Source organism: Paenibacillus sp. PAMC21692, assembly GCF_014303795.1.
In the GTDB taxonomy this organism is placed as follows: Bacteria; Bacillota; Bacilli; order Paenibacillales; family Paenibacillaceae; genus Pristimantibacillus; species Pristimantibacillus agaridevorans.
Genome location: NZ_CP060293.1, coordinates 6,525,286 through 6,544,557 on the forward strand (window position 1 = coordinate 6,525,286; position 19,272 = coordinate 6,544,557).

The window sequence follows — 19,272 nt, forward strand, 5'->3', positions numbered from 1 at the left end:
CCCTTACCCTCTGCGCAGCGATGGTTTCGGCGGACGTCCGCCGCCCTCTTGGCCGGATGTGGATGGAGACGGCGCGGCTTGCGACCTGGCGCTTCCCATTAAAATCGCGAATACCAGCGCGGCGAAAGGCAAAATAACAGACCATTGGAACACATGGACGATGGAATCGGCGAGCTTGCCAAGCAAGGAGGCCACGATCTCTTGGCTAAGCCCCATCTGGCTCTGAACCACAGGATCCAGCAGCGCTTGACCGCCTTTGATCTGTTCGGCGATCTCGGGGCTAATATTCGGCACCTCTTGCAAACCCGATTGGAAGCTCAACTTCTGGATAACGCCGAATACGGTGATGCCAAGAGCAGAGCCGATCGTCCGGAAGAAGGTAATCAGGGAGGTTGCAGATCCTTTAGATTGCGGCGGCACGGAGCTTAACGCCGATATATTGAGCAGCGAGAAAGAAACGCCCATGCCCAGACCTACGACGATCATATACATGGTGATAACGCCTCTGCTCGTTCCTGCATCCATTCCGTACCCGAGCAACAACGTGCCTGCGAGAAGCGTCAAGCCGGAGATGACCATCACGTTGCGAAACTTGAATTTGTCCGCCACGCGCCCGCCGATCTGGCTGCTCAAGACGACCGCCAGCATCATCGGAATCAGGACGGTGCTTGTTTCCGTAGCAGACTTGTTAAAGACCCCTTGAATAAAGATCGGGATATACGTCGCCCCTGCGATCATGACACCGCCATAGAGCAAGCTGATCATCATGCTGCTGGTAAATACCCGCCTTCCGAACAAGCCAAGGTTGACGATGGGATCCTTCGCCTTGGTCTCCGCGTACAGGAACAGCGCAAGCAACACGCCAGCGCCCGCGAACAATCCGATCGTTTGCAACGATCCCCAAGCCCAGCCTTCCGTCCCTCCGAGCTCCAGTCCGAACATGAGCAGCAGAATGGATACGGTGAGCAGGATCGCTCCCGCCCAGTCGATATGCTGTTTCTTCGTGGATTTGGTTTCGTGGTACGCCTTAAGTATAAATGCGAACGCAAGCAGGCCGATAGGCACGTTAATGTAGAAAATCCAGCGCCAGCTGAAGTTATCCGTTATCGCCCCGCCCATAATGGGACCGAATACGCTCGATATGCCAAACACGGCGCCGAATAACCCCATCATTTTGCCGCGTTTCTCCGCGGGGAACATCTCGAAAATAATCGTAAACACGATCGGCATGACCGCTCCGCCGCCGATCCCTTGAATCGCGCGGAAAATAATGAGCTGCTCCATGTTTACCGCCATTCCGCACAGAATGGAGCCTGCCACGAACAGTCCCAGGCCAAGCAGGAAGAACTTGCGCCGCCCGTACATATCCGACAACTTTCCGAAGATCGGCGTCGCCACGACCATCGCGATCATATAAGCCGAATAGACCCATATAAAATATTCAAAGCCACCTAGCTGCTTGATAATCGTCGCCATCGCGGTCGAGACGATCGTCTGGTCCAGCGACGCCATGAACAGGCCTAACATCAGGCCGGCTACGACCAGTTTCGTATTGCTTTTGTTTGCGTCCATCCTCTCACCTTTCTTTCATCGTTATCTCTTGTTTATCCTTTCGTAATTATACTCAAATTCGAGTTGTTTTCAACCTCAAATTTGAGTAAACAGTTTGTAAACCTTCGGTTCCCGATTGACAACAGGGTCGGTTTTTATTATGATGAAATCAATAATTGATAATAGTTATCAATATCAAATAGAGGAATCGTTTCATCCAAAAAAGCCCCGCAGCGGGTATCCGCATGCGAGGCTTGTGATTCGGCAGCTCCTTACGAGAGCGCCGCTTTTGTATGAAGGCTGGATTACATGCCGAGCCATTTCTTAAAGAGATGCGTCGTGGTGTCTTTGTTCATCGCCGCGATGGAAGTCGTAAGCGGGATGCCCTTCGGACAGGAGCGCACGCAGTTCTGCGAGTTGCCGCAGCCTTCGATGCCTCCGTCCGTCATCAACGCGTCCAAACGTTCGTGCTTGTTCATCTCGCCCGTCGGGTGAGCGTTGAACAGTCGAACCTGCGAGATGGCTGCCGGACCGATAAAGCTGTTCCGATCATTGACGTTCGGGCAAGACTCCAGGCAGACGCCGCAAGTCATGCACTTCGACAGCTCGTACGCCCATTGGCGCTTCGATTCCGCCATACGCGGACCGGGACCCAGATCGTACGTTCCGTCGATCGGAATCCATGCTTTTACCTTCTTCAAGGCGTTGAACATACGTTCACGGTTGATGACGAGGTCTCGTACAACCGGGAACGTGCGCATAGGCTCCAGACGAACGGGCTGTTCCAGCTGATCGATCAAGGCGCTGCACGCTTGGCGCGGTTTGCCGTTGATGACCATGGAGCAAGCGCCGCACACTTCTTCCAGACAGTTGGATTCCCAGCATACCGGCGAAGTTTTGACGCCGTCCGCAGTCGTAGGATTACGTTGAATCTCCATCAAGCCGCTGATGACGTTCATGTTCGGGCGATATGGCAGCTCGAACTCTTGCGTGTACGGCTTGGATTCCGGCGTATCCTGGCGGGAAATAATAAACTTGACGGTTTTGGATGCTACAGTCGTTTCGGCCATCGTTATTCTCCTTTCTTCTTATCAGTCTTTTTTCTTATCGGTCGAATAGTCGCGTTTGCGCGGTGCAATCAGGCTGACGTCAATGTCCTCGTAGGAGATCTTCGGTCCGTCCGGCGTCCAGTCTGCGATCGTGGACTTCATGAACTGATCGTCGTCGCGGTCCGGGAAGTCCGGCTTGTAATGGGCTCCGCGGCTTTCGTTCCGCATAAGCGCTCCAAGCGTCATCGCTTCGGACAGCTCGATCATATTCCACAGCTGACGCGTAAACGCCACGCCCGCGTTGTTCCATTGCGCCGTATCGTTAATGTTGATGTTCTGGTAGCGCTGCTTGAGTTCCTTGATTTTGCCGATCGTCGCTTCCAGCTTGTCGTTGAAGCGAACAACCGTCATATTGTTCGTCATCCATTCGCCCAGCTCTTTGTGGATGACATATGCGTTCTCCGTGCCGCTCATGCCGAGAATGCGATTGTACTTGTCGGCATGAAGTTTCGTGTCCCGATCGAATACGGAAGAGGAAATGTCTTCAGCCGATTTCTTGAGGCCTTTGATGTATTCCACCGCTTTCGGTCCGGCCACCATGCCGCCAAAGATCGCGGACAACAAGGAGTTCGCGCCGAGACGGTTCGCGCCGTGGTATTGATAGTCGCACTCGCCGGCTGCGAACAGACCGGGAATGTTCGTCATTTGGTTGTAGTCGACCCACATGCCACCCATGGAGTAGTGAACCGCAGGGAAGATCTTCATCGGAATTTTGCGCGGGTCGTCGCCCATAAACTTCTCGTAAATTTCGATGATGCCGCCCAGCTTTACGTCCAGCTCCTTCGGATCCTTGTGAGACAGATCCAGATAGACCATGTTCTCGCCGTTAATGCCGAGCTTCTGATCTACGCAAACCGAGAAAATTTCGCGAGTCGCGATATCGCGCGGTACCAGGTTGCCGTACGCCGGATATTTGTCTTCAAGGAAATACCAAGGTTTGCCGTCCTTATACGTCCAGATCCGTCCGCCTTCGCCGCGCGCGGATTCCGACATGAGACGAAGCTTGTCGTCGCCGGGAATAGCCGTAGGGTGAATTTGGATGAATTCGCCGTTCGCATACTTGACGCCTTGTTGATAGACGGCACTTGCGGCCGTACCCGTGTTGATAACGGAGTTCGTCGTCTTGCCAAAGATGATGCCCGGACCGCCGGATGCGAGAATAACCGCGTCTGCGCGTACCGTTACAATATCCATCGAACGGAGGTCCTGAGCGGATACGCCGCGGCATACGCCATCGTCGTCAAGCACGGCGCCGAGGAACTCGAAGTGTTCGAACTTGTTGACCAGTCCCGCGGCTTCCCAGCGGCGCACTTGCTCGTCGAGCGCGTAGAGCAGCTGTTGTCCCGTTGTAGCACCGGCAAATGCCGTACGGTGATATTGCGTGCCGCCGAAGCGACGGAAATCGAGAAGGCCTTCGGATGTTCGGCTAAACATAACGCCCATCCGGTCCATCAAGTGGATAATGCCGGGCGCTGCTTCGCACATCGCCTTAACGGGAGGCTGGTTCGCCAGAAAGTCGCCGCCGTATACGGTATCGTCGAAGTGCTCCCATGGAGAGTCGCCTTCGCCCTTGGTGTTAACGGCGCCGTTAATGCCGCCTTGCGCGCACACGGAGTGGGAACGCTTGACCGGCACAAGGGAGAACAGGTCTACGTGAATGCCCGCTTCCGCCGCTTTGATCGTTGCCATCAAGCCGGCCAGGCCGCCGCCGACAACGATGATTTTATTTTTTGCCATTACGCTTCGCTCCTTGTCTTCGATACTAACCGATATTCGTCCATGTCAGAGCCGCATTAGCAGCTTCTTTGAACTCGTCGCCCATGAACGCTACCAGCGAAAGAATGAACAGGGCAGATACGACTACGAACACGCCCATGCAAATGTAGGAAGAAATGCGCTGCGCCTTCGGTCCGATCGTAATGCCCCAGCTGATCAGAAATGCCCACAGGCCGTTGCTGAAGTGGAATACGGCAGCAAGAACGCCGATCAGATACAGCACGAAATAAGTAGGATCCGTTGCAATCTTATTCATGGTGGAGCCAAGCTCCTCGTGCGTGATATTGCCGAGATACACTTGCATGCGGGTCTGATAGACGTGCCAGAAAACGAATACAAACGTGATCACGCCCGTTACGCGCTGAGCCGTGAACGCCCAGTTGCGGCCATACTTGAAACGTCCCGTGTTGGAGTTCGACTGGTAGGCAACGTACAAACCGTAGATACCATGGAACAACAACGGTAGATAGATCACGAATATCTCAAGCAACGGCAGCAAAGGCAAGCTGTTGATCAGTGTAACGCCTTTGTCAAAGCCCTCCGGTCCACGCTCGAACGCTTGATAATTCGTGAGTCCGTGCACAACAATGAACCCGCCCAGCGGAATGATGCCGAGTAGCGAGTGCAGCTTGCGCGAGAAATACGAATTTCCTTTCATGTTTCCTTCTCCTTTCAAAACTTTAAGAGGTTGTTGAACTCTTACTTAAACAAACCATTCTACATTGTAACGCCCGCTCGTACCCCCGTCAACAAAAGTCGACACACATTTGCCACACTTCCATCCTACTCCTTTTCAACTTATAATGGAATTGCATATTTATTATAAACTCTTATAACCTAACGACATAAGAGGTATTCCTCAAAGGGGGCCTTACGCGTGTACGAAGAAATAGACGTGTTCCGTGTCATCGTGGAGCATTCCAGCATGAACAAAGCATCCGCGCAGCTCAATTTGTCGCAGCCCGCGCTCTCCCGCAAGATAGCCAAGATGGAGGATGAGATCGGAGCCAAGCTTTTCCGCCGCATCGGCAAGCGGCTCGAATTAACTCGAATCGGACAGCTGACGTACGAATACGCGCTGGAGCTGCAGCAGCTTCACCGCACTTATCTGCACAACGTGTCCGAATATACGGCGACGGGCCGAACCTCGCTAACGATCGGCGCAAGCTTGACCACCTTGCAGACGACGCTGCCGGACCTGATCCAGCGGCTGACATCCACGCATCCCGAATTCGACATTAAAGCCATTACCGGCAAGACTCACGAGATTGTGTCCTACGTCCGCGAACATAAGGTCGATATCGGAATCGTCGCTTCGCGAATCGACGATCCATCCATTCGCTGCGTCTCGCTATTCGACGATCATCTGCTGCTCGTGCTCCCCCGCAATCATGTCATCACGGACAAAGGCGAGCTCGGCATGGATGATTTAAACGGATTGCCCATGATTCTGTTCTCGAAAGGCACCTGGTATCGTATATTAACGGATGAGCTGTTCGAATCCCACCGGATATCCCCGGATGTACGCATGGAAATCGATTCGTTCGAAGCGATCCTTCGGCTCCTCCATACTTGCCGCGCTGCTACTCTGCTTCCGAAGTCGTACATGAGGCAGCAGCTGCTGGAGGATAACGATCTGATCGTCATGCCAATCAGGGAGCTGGAGGAGGCGAAGCGGACAACCTCGCTCATCCATGTCGATCCCGGCGTACTAAGTCCGTCGGTCAAGCTGTGCATTAACGAAATCTCGGCCGTATACGCCCAGCATCCTTCCATTTAGTTATTTCCATATGAGTGAAGGTTCATAAGGCGTCTGCCGCCAATCTTATGATGAGATCGACAGGAACGTGCGTCGTTGGAACTAATGCCCATAGATATGATATGGTAATGAAAGAATGGAATCATAATCCTACCAGAGGTGAAGCATGACTGAAATGATTACTCGCAAAGAGTGGAAGCGTTACGGAATCGCCGCTATTATATGCGGAATCCTGTTTACGCTGCTGGAAATCGTCCCTATGATCGTCTCGGTCCAGGATCATCCCTACGGAGGCAAGGTTGTCGATAAGGAAATCGTGCTCGAGAGGGCGGTCTCGTTCGCCGAAGAGTCCTCCGGTTATGTTGTTCGCGACGAAAAGGCCGTCCATCAATCCGATAAGCTGTTTAGCGGTTATCTGTCCAAAGAAAAGCTGTCTCAGAAATTCGAAAAAGAATACGGCGTCAACTTCCCGACCGACACGTTCCAGGTTAACTTGCGTTTCGAGGATCGTAAGGGTTCCGGGTTTGTGTATCTCAATATGTACACCGGCAGTGTAGTCGCCTGGAATTTTAATCTCAGGGATGGCGATACCGTTGCCGAACAGGAGCAACGCGAGTTGCTGCAACAGTATTTGCAAAACAAACCATTGCCGGGGAGCCCCCCATCCGACTTAACCTTAAACAATAAAGGCGAATGGAGCTTAACGGCGAGCGGCGATCCTTCCATCGTAGGCGAAGCCGATCTACACGTGTCGTTTAAGGTGCAGTCCGTCGACGGAGAGCCGATCATCACGAAATATAAACCAACCTTCGAAGTTCCGGCAAGCTATAAGTCTTATGTGAGCGGCCAAGATAAACTTGCCGGCTGGCTGACGGGGATCGGCTACGCGCTGATGAGCGTCATTCTCGGCATACTGGCAATCGTATACGCCATTCTGTACCGCAAATTCACCTCGTTCAAATATGGCTGGGTGCTTACCATCATCTTTACCATTGCTTACGTGATTATGAATGTAGGCGTCATTGACGGATTAATCGCGTCACAAGGCGAAGCGCCGTTCGATGACAGCATCCTGCTGGTCACAATGGTCATTACCGTGCTCGTCTCCATCCCGATGGCGGCTTCCGTTTATCTGTCCATCGTCGCCGGCGACGGACTATGGAAGGCGCAAGGACGGCAGCTTTGGCCGCGACTCGGCCAGCCGGGTTATGGCGACTACGTATGGAAGAGCATGGGATTGTCTTACTTGTTCGCGATTATTCTGCTCGGCATACAGCCGCTCCTTTTCCGTTTGCTGGAGGTTCTCATCGGGACATGGGGCACAAGCGACGTCACGATGTCTCCCTACAACTTCAGCGTGCTCTGGCTTATGCCCGTGCTGGCCTGGGCTGCGGCAATATCCGAAGAAGCCGTGTTCCGATTCTTTGGCATCGGCCTGTTCCGCAAGTGGTTCCGAAACACGTTCGCGGCTGCGATACTTCCGACTTTGTTCTGGTCGCTGGGGCATGTCCTGTATCCGTTCTACCCTTCCACGACCCGCCTGTTCGAGCTTATGGTCGTCGGACTTCTGTTCAGCTTTATTTTCGTCCGTTACGGCTTTATTACGGCGATGTTCACGCATGCCATCTTCAACAGCATAGCCGTCGGCAGCTCGCTCATCATGGTGGGCGGGGCGGCGAATATAACATCCGCGATCTTCTTTGTTCTGCTGCCGGTATTGATCGCTTACGTGCTGCGGTACTGGGATAGGCGGCGCAAGGCGAAAAGTCTACCTCGTCCTTTGGCGGAGTAGCGCGTTTCTTTCCGAGAAATTCAAAAAAAGGACGAATCCGCCGATTATGTCGACGGTTCGTCCCTTAGAGCCGCAATAATGTCTCCGGCGAGCTTGTCGCCGATCGAGAGAGGCCTGAAGTCTTCGACTGAGGCCTCTTTTATTTTTTTGAGCGAGCCAAAGTGCTTTAGAAGCTGCTTCCTGCGTTTCTCCCCGATGCCCGGGATGGCGTCCAAACGCGACTCGACCATGGACTTCGCGCGCTGCTCGCGGTGGAACGTAATCGCGAATCGATGCACTTCGTCCTGAATCCGCTGCAGTAGGTAAAATTCCTGGCTGTCGCGGGGCAGCGGCACAATCTCTGCGGGATCTCCCGTCATCAGCTGCGCCGTCTTATGTTTGGCATCCTTTACAAGGCCGCATACGGGGATGTACAAACCCAGTTCGTTTTCCAGCACGTCTAGCGCCGCCGAGATCTGCCCCTTGCCGCCGTCCACTACAATGAGATCCGGCTGCGTTAACCCTTCCTTAAGCACTCGTTCGTACCTGCGTCGAATTACCTCCCGCATCGTCTCGTAATCGTCCGAGCCGACGACGGTCTTTACCTTGTATTTGCGGTACTCCTTGCGGTCCGGCTTGCCGTCCGTAAACACAACCATCGCGGAGACGGGATTCGTCCCTTGAATGTTGGAGTTATCGAACGCTTCGATCCGGCGAATCTCATCCAGGCCAAGCCAACCGCCAAGCGATTGGGACGCCTTGACGCTTCGCTCCTCGTCGCGTTCAATAAGCCGGAATTTCTCGTCGAGACTCATACGCGCGTTGTCCTGAGCCATGCCCACGACTTCGCTTTTCTTGCCCCGCTGCGGCATAAGCACTTTCACCTTCAGCCAGCTTCCCAGGGAGGAGATAACCAGTTCCTCTCCCTCCTTGTCGGTCTCCGGCGGCAGCGGCAGCAGAATTTGCTTCGGCAATGCGGGATTGTCGCTGTAATATTGCGTAACGAACGTCATAAAATCGTCGTATTCTTCCCCATAATAAGGGAAGGTCGTACCATGCCGCTCGATCAGCTTGCCATTGCGCATGTACAAAATCTGAACAGCCATCCAGCCTTTGTCCACGGCATATCCAAAGATGTCGCGGTCCATGGAATCGGACATCGTAATTTTCTGTTTTTCCATAACCGCTTCTATTGCGATGAGCTGATCCCGGTATTCTTTGGCGCGCTCGAATTCCAGCGCCTCCGCAGCCTCCGCCATCTTGCGCTGCAGCTCTTCTTTGACGGCATCATGCCCGCCACCCAAAAAGCGTGTAATCTCGCCGATCATCGTTTCGTACGTCGCCTTCTCGATTTTATACTCGCAAGGGGCTATGCATTGCCCTAAATGGTAGTACAGACATACTTTGTCTGGAAGCGTCTTGCATTTGCGAAGCGGATACAGCCGATCCAGCAGCTTCTTGGTCTGCTGGGCCGCGAACGCATTGGGATATGGGCCAAAATATTTGCCTTTATCCTTAACGATGCGCCTCGTCACTTCCAGCTTCGGGTGCGCTTCGTTCGTAATTTTGATATAAGGAAACGTCTTGTCGTCCTTGAGCAGGACGTTATAACGCGGATGATGCTGCTTGATCAGGTTGCACTCCAGAATGAGCGCCTCCATGTTGCTGCCCGTAATAATAAATTCGAAATCGTAAATCTCGGATACGAGCCGCTGCGTCTTGCCGTTATGGCTCCCGATAAAGTAGGAGCGGACCCTGTTCTTTAGCACCTTGGCCTTGCCTACGTAAATGATGACGCCGTCTCTGTTCTTCATCAGGTAACAGCCGGGTTTGTCGGGCAACAGCGCCAGCTTGTTGCGAATGGCCTCCAATACTGCCTCGGGCCTGACCGAATTTTGTTCTCCTGTTATATCCATGCTTGTATCCTCCTCCCGCCAACCGAACACCTGTACACATTTTAGCATATTTCCGGGCAAATTTGCGTTATTATTGTCGCGGATGTCCTTTACAATCATTCGAAGTTTTGGGTATACTATTATCAGTATGTAGTCATAAGCGGAGTCTTACGACGATAAGTGGGACGTGCAGCTTTGAAGGGGGACGTTACGGATGGAAAATGTCAGAGATCCGCGCGAGCATGTTAATGAAGAACCGCGTGACGATTTGATGGATGTAGTGTTTGGATTCGGCGGTATGCTTGGTTTCATGGTCGTTGTTTTCGCCGTTGCCGTTATTGTGAAATTCGTCATTTCCTAATTTCGGATGACGTCATGGGGAGCCGTATCCGCCTATGCAGGCGGTTACGGCTCTTGTCGTTATTTCCTTATATAGAGTTAAGGAGGCTTGAACTGCGCTTATGCGAACCACGCTTGAGATGATGCAGATCTTCGTCGATTTCGCCCGCAACGATTCCCGCATTCGGCTGGCCGTACTGGAAGGTTCCAGGACGAACGTCAACATCGCGCCGGACGTTTACCAGGATTACGACATCTCTTATTTCGTAACGGACATGGATGCTTACAAATCCAGCGATGACTGGCTGGATGCTTTCGGCAAGCGCTCCATGATGCAAAAGCCGGAAGCCATGGAGCTGTTTCCCTCCGAGCTTGGCACATGGTTTTCCTACATCATTCTGATGGAAGATGGCAACAAAGTAGACCTGACGCTAATACCCGTAAACGAAGCAGATCGTTATTTTGAGGAAAGCGACGGGTTAGTGGAAATACTGCTTGACAAAGATGGGATAGGTCCGCCCGGGCTAGCCGCAACCGACCGGCAATATTGGCTTCGCCAGCCGACGGCAAGGGAGTTTGTCGACTGCTGCAATGAATTTTGGATGGTTTCGACCTATGTGGCAAAGGGGCTCGCAAGAGGGGAATTGCTGTTCTCGATCGACCATCTAAACGAGATTGCCCGTCCCAACCTGCTGAGGATGATGTCATGGGAAATCGGCGCGGAGCACGGGTACGGATTCAGCGTGGGGAAAAACTACAAGTTCATCGACCGTTATCTCCCGAACGAACATTGGCATATTCTTTTATCGACTTATCGGCTGGACGATGCGGAGAGCGTGCGGCGTTCCTTGCATAGCTGCTTCGACTTGTTCCGGTCATATTCCGCGACGCTGTCCAGGCGATTCGGCTACCCTTATCCGAATTACGACAACGTCGTAAGCACTTATGTGGAACGAATCTTGCAAGGCCGCTAACGAATAAACACGCCTCCGGGGAGGCGTGTTTGCTTGCTTGCTTGCGTTATGATGCTATTGAACGGCTCTTAACGTTTCGCCGGGCTTGCCGGATTTGCCGCGCGTTCTGTTTCCCGCAGCCAGTTGATCCTGGCCGCCGGCTTCCGCAACGGTTCCCCTTGGAGCCGGAGCGTCGTACCTTTTCCTCTCCGTACGGTCGATCTGAACGATTTTTCCGTCATGGACCGTAATAACCACCTGACCGTACTCGAGACCGTTTACCTGCTCCAAGATTCTTTCTTGCCACACCTCATCCACTTCAAGCGGCTTTGCCATTACAATCCCCTCCATCATTGATTTTCCTGCCACAATTTGGGCGTTAACATTCAACTTTAATGGTTGCCGGCATGCGATGCCCCCGACTTCCACTCGACAATTCCTTTCACGATCAGCGTAATGACGGCAAGCATGACGAGCAGCGATGCGACCGCGAACGATGCGGAGAATTGATACTCGTTGTACAGAATCTCCACATGCAGCGGCAGCGTGTTCGTCTGTCCCCGGATATGTCCCGATACGACGGAGACGGCTCCGAACTCTCCCATTGCCCTGGCATTACAGAGGATAATGCCGTAGATCAAACCCCACTTAATATTCGGCAACGTCACCCGCCAAAAGATGGAGCCTCCCTTCGCGCCCAGGCTTGCCGCCGCCTCTTCCTGCTGTACGCCTTGGGCCTGCATAAGCGGTATTAGCTCTCTAGCGACGAAAGGCACAGTCACGAAAATGGTGGCAAGCACGATGCCCGGTACGGCGAATACGATCTGTATACCGCGATCATCGAGCCAAGGACCGAAATAACCCTGCGCTCCGAACATGAGCACGTAGATTAGGCCGGCAATAACGGGAGACACCGCGAACGGCAGATCGATCAGAGTGATCAAGAAGTTTTTCCCCTTGAACTGGAACTTGCTGATCGCCCACGCCGCCGCAACGCCGAACACCGTATTTAGAGGTACCGCTATGGCGGCTACGATAAGCGTCAGCTTAAGCGCCGCAAGCGTATCGGGCTCCGTCAGTCCTTTGAAATACAAGTCCGCGCCTTTTCTAAAACCTTCCACGAAGACGGATACGAGCGGCAGCAGGACGACGAGTCCCAAAAATAGCAGCGCGATCGCGATCAGAATCCACTGCACATATTTGGGTTCTGTTATGTGTTTCGGCCTTTGGGCCGTTTCTTTGTTTCCATAGACGGTAATGGCGCCAGCCACCCGAATCAGCTCCTTTGCATCTCATTTCTTAATGATGTTCGAGCAATAACTGCACGCAGGCGTACAGCTTAATCCGGTATGGCGCGTCTGCTCATCCGCCATTGCAGCAGATTGATGATAAGCAGCAGGATAAAGGATACGGTCAGCATAACCGCCGCGATGGCGGTGGCGCCCGCGTAGTCGTATTGCTCCAGCTTGGTCATGATAAGAAGCGGAGCAATCTCCGTCCTCATCGGCATGTTGCCGGAGATGAAAACGACCGAGCCGTATTCGCCGATTCCCCTCGCGAAGGCGAGAGCGAATCCGGTCAGGAGCGCCGGCATAAGCTCAGGCAGCACGACTTTGAAGAACGTGCGCCGTCTATAGGCGCCCAGCATAACCGCCGCTTCCTCCGTTTCCTTCTCCAGGTCCTGGAGCACCGGCTGAACCGTTCGGACGACAAACGGCAAGCCGATGAACACAAGCGCGATAATGATGCCTAGCTGAGTGTAAGCGACTTTGATGCCCAGCGGCTCAAGCAGCGATCCTACCCAACCCGTTTTGGCGTAAATCGTAGTGAGCGCGATGCCCGCTACCGCCGTCGGCAGAGCGAACGGGATATCGACGAGACTGTCGATAAACTTTTTGCCCGGGAACGGATACCGCACGAGCACCCATGCGACCAAAAGGCCGAACACCGCGTTGATCAATCCCGCCCACAGCGCCGTCGTAAAGCTGATCCGATACGATGCCAGAACCCTTGGATTCGTAATCGTGTTCCACAGTTCAGCCCAGGAGAGCTCGAACGTCTTGAAGAATACCGCCGCGAGCGGGATAAGAACGATAAGACTAATGTAAAAGAGCGTGAAGCCCAGCGACAGTCCGAACCCTGGAAGCGCCCTGCGGGCTTTGGAACCTTTCATGAGAAATCAGCTCCGATCTTATGAGAGAAAACGTTCATGCCTTAAGAACCTGGCGTATAAATTTGGTCGAAGATGCCGCCGTCGGAGAAATGTTTCGTCTGCGCTTCCTGCCAGCCTCCGAAATCGGCGATCGTCAGCAGCTCAAGGCTTGGGAATTGCTCGCTAAACTCCTTCGCGATCTCCGGATCCGTCGGACGGTAGTAGTGTTTGCCCGCCAGCTTCTGCCCCTCTTCCGAATACAAGTATTGCAGATAAGCTTCCGCCACTTCCCTTGTGCCGTGATTGTCAACGACTTTGTCTACGATCGCCACGGGAGGTTCCGCAAGAATGCTGAGCGAAGGATATACAATGTCGAATTTGTCCGGACCCAGCTCGTTGATCGACAGATACGCTTCGTTCTCCCATGCCAGCAGCACGTCGCCGATTCCGCGTTCTACAAACGTCGTTGTGGAACCGCGAGCGCCGGTATCCAGAACCGGCACATTCTTGAACAGATCCGATACGAATTGCTGTGCTGCCGCTTCATCGTTATTGTTCTGTTTCAGCGCATAACCCCAGGCTGCGAGGTAGTTCCAGCGCGCGCCGCCGGATGTCTTGGGGTTCGGCGTAATAACCTCGACGCCTTCCTTCAGCAAGTCGCTCCACTCTTTGATGCCTTTCGGATTGCCTTTGCGAACGAGGAATACGATCGTCGATGTGTACGGCGAGCTGTTGAGATCGAATTGCTTCTGCCATTCTTCGTCCAATAATTTTCCTTCTTCTACGATCGCATCAATGTCGTAGCCCAGCGCCAGCGTCACAACGTCCGCTTTCAAACCGTCGATGACCGCTCTTGCTTGTTTGCCGGAACCGCCATGCGATTGGTCGATTTCGACTTTTTGATTTTTTTCGGCCAGCCAATGCGCCGCGAATGCTTTGTTGTATTCCACATAGAATTCACGAGTCGGATCGTAGGATACGTTCAATAATTTAACCGGAGGAAGAGGTTCTTTGCTTGCTTCCGGTGCTGCAGTCGCTCCGTTCGATGGAGATTCCGTCGGCGACGGGCTTGCCCCGCTGTTCCCCTTATTGTTTTGTGCGCCGCATGCGGCAAGTAAAGTGGAAATGACCAAGATAAGGACGATAGAACTGACGCGCGAAAATTTGTTTTTCATAGACGAACACCCCTATTCATTTAGTTTGCGTAGGGAAGTGTAAACTCCGGTTCGTCCGGTCATTTATCCATTATTCCTACCCGTTTAGTTGGTTATGAAAGAATATTACCAGCCGTCTCCGTACACTGTCAACCATTTATTTGCAAAAAATACAAGCTTCATAAGAGATGCTTATAATTCCGAAATCCCTTGATACATAAGGGTTTGAATCGCTTACATAACATTTTCGGACTTTATTCCAATATGAGAAAATGTGCAAACATGTCCCTTTCGACGTTCCCCCTCCATTAAACGAACCGAGAAAAATTTCTTTTTCAACGATACCGAAAAGAAAGTGCTTCATGTCAGGTTACATCGAGATTAGCGAAAAAAAAAGCATTTTCCGCAGGCTGCAGCCCTCGAAAGATGCTTTTTGCAAAAACAGGTGCTCCTTAAACAACATCATATCCATTATCGGAACAAGGAGAATGGATTCGCCGACAGCCGCGCGAAGTCCAGCAGAGCCGACTGCTCCGAATCATCGATAAGATCGATCACGAGCTTGCTATATTTCCGGGCTTCCCCCTCCCTGCCCGCCAGCAGCAGAAGGGCGACCATCTTTGCGTGCAGCCTCTCGTCGAGCGGCTGAAGTTGCACCAGCCGCTGCATGGGGTTAAGCGCGATCTCGTAACGAGACTGGGATACGTATACGTCCGCCAGCGCTTCCAGGAGCGTCGCGAAGCCGAGCTCAAGCTCGGTTTGCCTGGGGGCGGCCCAATCATACCCGCTGCCTGCCAGGAAACCTTCTCCGTAGAGTCCGATGGCGCGAACGAGCGGCGGCAAGGATCGGGTCTCCTTGTATTCCCGACATGCCTGCTCATAGAGAACGACATCGTCTTCGATAGCCTCCGGCCATTGCAGGCAGTAGCTGCCCCCGGATGTTTTCGCCAGCCCGATTGCGCCCTCCAGCCCGCAAGCTTCAAGATCTTTTCGCAGCTGGTAGACGGTGGTATGAAGGTTCACCTGCGTCCGCTCCACGTCCTGCCCGTACCAGAGACTATCCAGGATCTGCGACTTGCTCAGCGTCCTTCCTCTGGCATGATGCAAATGCGCCAGAAGCTCCCGTCCCTTGGAATTGCGGAACCTCACCCGCTCCCCCTTCTCCGTCGTCACGGAGAAAGGACCGAAGCTGCGTACGGCGAGACTCGGCCGCTCCGGCGAAGCGCTATCGGCCCGGCGTCCTTGCATCCGTTTCCCGGCCCGCTTAAGCGTTCTGTCCAAATCGGCTTCCGTAATCGGCTTGAGCAAATAATCGAGCGCCTCGACGTCGATAGCATCCCTCGCATATTCCTCGTACGCGGTCAGAAACGCGACGTGAATGTCCGGGCTGATGTCTCGCAGCCTCCTGGCGAGCTCCACCCCGCTGAGCTCCGGCATCTCGATATCGAGCAGCGCCAAGTCGACGGTGTCCGGCGACGCCAGCACATAATCAAGGAACGGCACAGAGCCCGCGAACAAGCCCGCCACTTGCACATCCGCCCTTCCCTCCAGCAATTGTCCTACTCTTCGCAAAGCAGGCTGTTCGTCATCTACGGCAATTACCCGGATCAACGCGGCCCCTCCTCAAATACGTCTATTATCTTTGCTGACCGTCGGTACACGAAGCGTTACCTTTGTGCCCGCTCCCTCTCTGCTTTCGATATCGAGTCCTCTGCCGTACAACTGAAGCAGCCGCTTATGAATGTTGCGCAAGCCGACGCCGCTCTCTCCTTCCGGTTCTTTGGCGAGCAGAACCGAAGACGCCTTGGAATCGGCCATCCCGATCCCGTCGTCTTCGACGGTAATGACCGTTTCCTCTCCTTCGGCCTTGACCGCAACGGCAATCGTGCCGCCCGCCGCCCGTTTCGTGACGCCGTGCCGGACGGCGTTCTCGACAAGCGGCTGCAAGGTCGTCGGAGGGAGCAGGCATGCCGCTTCGTCTTCTACATCGTAAACGACATTAAGCCTTTCGCCGAATCTCGCCCGTTCGATCTGCAGGTAGGCTTCCGTCAGCTCCAGCTCCTTCCGGAGGGGCACAAGCTTTTGTTTGTTTCGGAAGTCGAAGCTGCCTCGCAAGTAACGGCTAAGATGAATCAGCAAATTTTGTGACGTCCGCGGTTCGTCCAGCGACAAAGAGATGATCGTGTTGAGCGCGTTATATAGAAAATGGGGTTTGATCTGCGCTTGCAAAAATGCCATCTCCGAATGGATCGCCTCTTCCGCCGAACGTCTCATCTCCAGCAGGGTACGCGCCCTGGCCCGCAATTCATGCGGGTGGAAGGGCTTCGGCAAAAAGTCGTTCGCCCCCGCTTCGAAGCCGCACATGAGATCTTCCGGGTCGTTCCTTACCGTCGTTAACAAAATCGGAAGCTCGGACAACGCAAATGTCTCCCTGATGCGGCGGCAGGTTTCGTAACCGGATAATCCCGGCATCATAACGTCCAGGATGACGAGACGAATCCGCCTCCCCATCTTCTCCAGGAGTTCCAATGCCGCCGGTCCGTTCTCCGCCGTCAACACCTCGTAGGGTTCATCCGCCAGCAACGTCCGCAACACTTTGAGGTTCACCGGATCGTCGTCGACGGCAAGAATAGCCTCTGCGGAATGGCGACCGCTTTCGCTCACGCTCGGCGCCTCTCCCTCGGCGCGAACGGAGAGACGCGCCGCCCCCGATAACGCCGGCGCGCGCGACGCTTCGGAAGGCGAAGCGGAAGCCGCCGCGACTTCGGCCGAGCCCGCATGCAATCGCGGGCTCCCGCCGGTATCGGAAGCGCGGTGGGCTGCCTCGGTTGCCGAAACTTTTGCGTTTCTGTCCGCGATCGGGAGGGTGAACGCAAAGACGGAGCCTTCGCCGACGCGGGACGTGACCGAAATGCGGCCTCCGTGCAGCTCGACCAGCCGCTTGGCAATGCCGAGCCCGAGTCCGGTTCCGCCGTATTCCTTGGCAACGGAAGTGCCCACCTGCTCAAAGGAGCGGAAGATCGTCTCCAGCTTATCCGCCGGAATGCCGATTCCCGAGTCGGCGACGGCGATGTGAAGCATCCCTCCGTCCGCCCATCCGGATACGACCACTTCGCCTTCTTTCGTAAATTTAATGGCGTTTCCAATCAGATTGTACACGATCTGCAGAAGGCGGTTCTCGTCCGCAAATGCATCGGGAAGCGAATTCGGCCATTCGAGCCTTAGCCAGACGGGCTTCTGCCCGATGTAATGGCGAAATACCTCCTCTTGGGCGGACACCGCCGCGCGAACGTCGACAGCTCTCCTCGACAAGCGGATGCCGTTATTTTTGAGCAAGGACAGATCCAAAATATCATTAATTAAATTGGACATTCTGCGGGCGACCGACACGATCACCTCCAGTTGTTCTTGCTGGACGGCGTTAATCGCCCCCGATTTGCCTTCCGACAACGCTTGGGACAAGTTCAAAATGCCGTGAAGCGGCGTCTTGAGTTCATGCGAGGTGTTGGCCAAAAATTCATCCTTCATGCGATCCGTCGCGATCAGCTCGTCCGACATCATCCCGATCGTCCTATAAGCGTTTGTAAATCGTCTGGCCAGCTCCAGCGCCTCGATAAATACCAGCAGGATGAACCCGTAAGGTACGAGCTGCATATCGGTCCAGATGATCAGGCCGTTGCTGTACAAAATATCATGCGCCGCCGCCGCGACGAAGACGAGCCAGCCCGTCAACTGCAGCAGCGCTCCCGCCCGCCCCCGCCATAATGCCAGCGCGAAGCCAAAAAGAATGGAGGCAAGAGCGAATAACGAGAACGCTTTGAAATATCCGATCAAGCCTGTGTACGTCTCTGCGGGGAGCAGGATCACCGTCCCGATGAACCCTGCGCCGATCCAGGCAAGCAGCTTGATCAGCCTGCCGCCGAACTCCCGGGGATACAACTCTCTCACGAACCATAGAGCCATCGTAACCCCGCCGTAATAAGTCAAATACTCCAATTGAATAATCATCCGAATGGGGATATCCGGAAACAACTCGACCAAGTACATGCCCCCGACCGCCCCTTGCCGGATCGCGCCGAGCAGGCAGCATATGCCGAAGTATAACGTCGAACGCTCCGAACGGCGCAGAAGGAACACGGAGATTTGATACAAGCCGAGCAAGGCGCATCCACCGAATACGGCCATATCCACGAAGTAGCTTTGTTTCTCCCGGCTCAACATTTCCCGCTCCGTGCCGAGCGTCATGCTGTACCAGATGCCTCCTTCGGGGTAAATCACATTGGCGACTTGGATCGTCAGCTCAAACGTCTCGGACGGAGGAGAAAAGATTACAGTCTGCGGTTTGTAAGCGGAACGCGTCTCCGCCTTATCCGTCGCTACCGCTCCGGCATGGGCAATCTCCAAGTCGTCCACAAAGATCCGGTACGCCGGAGCGATGGCCGGAATATGCAAGCCGAGAGAACCCTGCATGCCTGCAGCCGCCACCTGAAGCCGGTATGTCGCATAACCGCGGCCCGGCAGGCCGTATGCCGTCCATTCCCCCGGCACTTTCGCCAACAAGCCGTTATTAGCCTCGGTTATTCCGCTTTCCTTCGTCTCGAGCCGTTCCCGGAACAAGGACCACTCGCCGTTCAGACGAACCGATCCATCCCGCTCCAGGCTCCATTCGCTCAAATCCAGCACGCCATCTATCGCCCTCGGTTCTGCCACGCCGATTGCCACCCCGGAGAGTGGGAGCGCGATCGAGGCCATCAGTGCGAGAACAATCGCAATCAGCGCCGCCAGCCTGACGGGCCGCTTCTGTAACATCGTG

General features: G+C 54.2%; 15 protein-coding genes. 4 read left to right on the plus strand and 11 right to left on the minus strand.

Annotated elements, in window-relative coordinates; all coding sequences use genetic code 11:
* Positions 1 to 3: 3 nt before the first annotated feature.
* From H7F31_RS26595 to H7F31_RS26610, 4 genes are all read right to left on the minus strand, one after another.
* Positions 4 to 1,572, minus strand: a complete 1,569-nt coding sequence (locus H7F31_RS26595) for an MDR family MFS transporter (protein WP_187101260.1) — start codon at positions 1,570 to 1,572, stop codon at positions 4 to 6.
* 284 nt (positions 1,573 to 1,856) lie between these two features.
* Positions 1,857 to 2,621 (minus strand): succinate dehydrogenase iron-sulfur subunit, encoded by a 765-nt coding sequence (gene sdhB, locus H7F31_RS26600; RefSeq protein WP_087572385.1) that lies wholly within the window; start codon positions 2,619 to 2,621, stop codon positions 1,857 to 1,859.
* 21 nt (positions 2,622 to 2,642) lie between these two features.
* Positions 2,643 to 4,397 (minus strand): succinate dehydrogenase flavoprotein subunit, encoded by a 1,755-nt coding sequence (gene sdhA, locus H7F31_RS26605; RefSeq protein ID WP_187101261.1) that lies wholly within the window; start codon positions 4,395 to 4,397, stop codon positions 2,643 to 2,645.
* A gap of 25 nt (positions 4,398 to 4,422) precedes the next feature.
* Positions 4,423 to 5,094, minus strand: coding sequence for a succinate dehydrogenase cytochrome b558 subunit (locus tag H7F31_RS26610; protein ID WP_087572383.1), 672 nt, complete (start codon positions 5,092 to 5,094; stop codon positions 4,423 to 4,425).
* 219 nt (positions 5,095 to 5,313) lie between these two features.
* On the opposite strand from H7F31_RS26610, the gene H7F31_RS26615 reads away from it, so the two are divergent.
* Both H7F31_RS26615 and H7F31_RS26620 read left to right on the plus strand, forming a co-directional pair.
* Positions 5,314 to 6,216 carry a LysR family transcriptional regulator gene (locus H7F31_RS26615; protein ID WP_087572382.1) on the plus strand — a complete coding sequence of 301 codons (903 nt, stop codon included), beginning with the start codon at positions 5,314 to 5,316 and terminating at the stop codon, positions 6,214 to 6,216.
* 145 nt (positions 6,217 to 6,361) lie between these two features.
* Positions 6,362 to 7,987, plus strand: a complete 1,626-nt coding sequence (locus tag H7F31_RS26620; RefSeq protein ID WP_187101262.1) for a CPBP family intramembrane glutamic endopeptidase — start codon at positions 6,362 to 6,364, stop codon at positions 7,985 to 7,987.
* Positions 7,988 to 8,031: 44 nt separating this feature from the next.
* On the opposite strand, the gene uvrC is transcribed toward H7F31_RS26620, so the two are convergent.
* Positions 8,032 to 9,882 (minus strand): excinuclease ABC subunit UvrC, encoded by a 1,851-nt coding sequence (uvrC, locus tag H7F31_RS26625; RefSeq protein ID WP_187101263.1) that lies wholly within the window; start codon positions 9,880 to 9,882, stop codon positions 8,032 to 8,034.
* Between the two features lie 193 nt (positions 9,883 to 10,075).
* On the opposite strand from uvrC, the gene H7F31_RS26630 reads away from it, so the two are divergent.
* Both H7F31_RS26630 and ant(6) read left to right on the plus strand, forming a co-directional pair.
* Positions 10,076 to 10,222, plus strand: coding sequence for a YqzM family protein (locus tag H7F31_RS26630; RefSeq protein ID WP_087572379.1), 147 nt, complete (start codon positions 10,076 to 10,078; stop codon positions 10,220 to 10,222).
* Between the two features lie 100 nt (positions 10,223 to 10,322).
* Positions 10,323 to 11,174 carry an aminoglycoside 6-adenylyltransferase gene (gene ant(6), locus H7F31_RS26635; protein WP_187101264.1) on the plus strand — a complete coding sequence of 284 codons (852 nt, stop codon included), beginning with the start codon at positions 10,323 to 10,325 and terminating at the stop codon, positions 11,172 to 11,174.
* Positions 11,175 to 11,228: 54 nt separating this feature from the next.
* Here ant(6) and H7F31_RS26640 read toward each other — a convergent pair whose 3' ends face one another.
* The 6 genes from H7F31_RS26640 to H7F31_RS26665 form a co-directional block, all read right to left on the minus strand.
* Entirely contained in the window at positions 11,229 to 11,489 is a 261-nt protein-coding gene (locus H7F31_RS26640; RefSeq protein WP_187101265.1) for a YezD family protein, read from the minus strand.
* A 56-nt stretch (positions 11,490 to 11,545) separates the two neighbouring features.
* Complete coding sequence (gene cysW / locus H7F31_RS26645) at positions 11,546 to 12,424, minus strand: sulfate ABC transporter permease subunit CysW (protein WP_187101266.1); 879 nt, start codon at positions 12,422 to 12,424, stop codon at positions 11,546 to 11,548.
* A gap of 68 nt (positions 12,425 to 12,492) precedes the next feature.
* Positions 12,493 to 13,326, minus strand: coding sequence for a sulfate ABC transporter permease subunit CysT (gene cysT / locus H7F31_RS26650; protein ID WP_187101267.1), 834 nt, complete (start codon positions 13,324 to 13,326; stop codon positions 12,493 to 12,495).
* A gap of 41 nt (positions 13,327 to 13,367) precedes the next feature.
* Positions 13,368 to 14,480 carry a sulfate ABC transporter substrate-binding protein gene (locus H7F31_RS26655; RefSeq protein ID WP_187101268.1) on the minus strand — a complete coding sequence of 371 codons (1,113 nt, stop codon included), beginning with the start codon at positions 14,478 to 14,480 and terminating at the stop codon, positions 13,368 to 13,370.
* Between the two features lie 450 nt (positions 14,481 to 14,930).
* The gene (locus H7F31_RS26660) at positions 14,931 to 16,070 is read right to left on the minus strand and encodes a response regulator (protein ID WP_187101269.1); all 1,140 of its coding nucleotides are present in this window, start codon (positions 16,068 to 16,070) and stop codon (positions 14,931 to 14,933) included.
* Between the two features lie 12 nt (positions 16,071 to 16,082).
* On the minus strand, positions 16,083 to 19,268 hold the full coding sequence (locus H7F31_RS26665; protein ID WP_187101270.1) for an ATP-binding protein: 3,186 nt from the start codon (positions 19,266 to 19,268) through the stop codon (positions 16,083 to 16,085).
* Between the last annotated feature and the right edge of the window lie 4 nt (positions 19,269 to 19,272).

Coding starts and splice junctions, on each gene's coding strand:
- sdhA (WP_187101261.1), bottom strand. CDS start 4,397: ATGGCAAAAAATAAAATCATCGTTGTCGGCGGCGGCCTGGCCGGCTTG.
- H7F31_RS26665 (WP_187101270.1), bottom strand. CDS start 19,268: ATGTTACAGAAGCGGCCCGTCAGGCTGGCGGCGCTGATTGCGATTGTT.
- sdhB (WP_087572385.1), bottom strand. CDS start 2,621: ATGGCCGAAACGACTGTAGCATCCAAAACCGTCAAGTTTATTATTTCC.
- H7F31_RS26595 (WP_187101260.1), bottom strand. CDS start 1,572: ATGGACGCAAACAAAAGCAATACGAAACTGGTCGTAGCCGGCCTGATG.
- H7F31_RS26620 (WP_187101262.1), top strand. CDS start 6,362: ATGACTGAAATGATTACTCGCAAAGAGTGGAAGCGTTACGGAATCGCC.
- H7F31_RS26640 (WP_187101265.1), bottom strand. CDS start 11,489: ATGGCAAAGCCGCTTGAAGTGGATGAGGTGTGGCAAGAAAGAATCTTG.
- H7F31_RS26630 (WP_087572379.1), top strand. CDS start 10,076: ATGGAAAATGTCAGAGATCCGCGCGAGCATGTTAATGAAGAACCGCGT.
- H7F31_RS26610 (WP_087572383.1), bottom strand. CDS start 5,094: ATGAAAGGAAATTCGTATTTCTCGCGCAAGCTGCACTCGCTACTCGGC.
- cysT (WP_187101267.1), bottom strand. CDS start 13,326: ATGAAAGGTTCCAAAGCCCGCAGGGCGCTTCCAGGGTTCGGACTGTCG.
- H7F31_RS26655 (WP_187101268.1), bottom strand. CDS start 14,480: ATGAAAAACAAATTTTCGCGCGTCAGTTCTATCGTCCTTATCTTGGTC.
- uvrC (WP_187101263.1), bottom strand. CDS start 9,882: ATGGATATAACAGGAGAACAAAATTCGGTCAGGCCCGAGGCAGTATTG.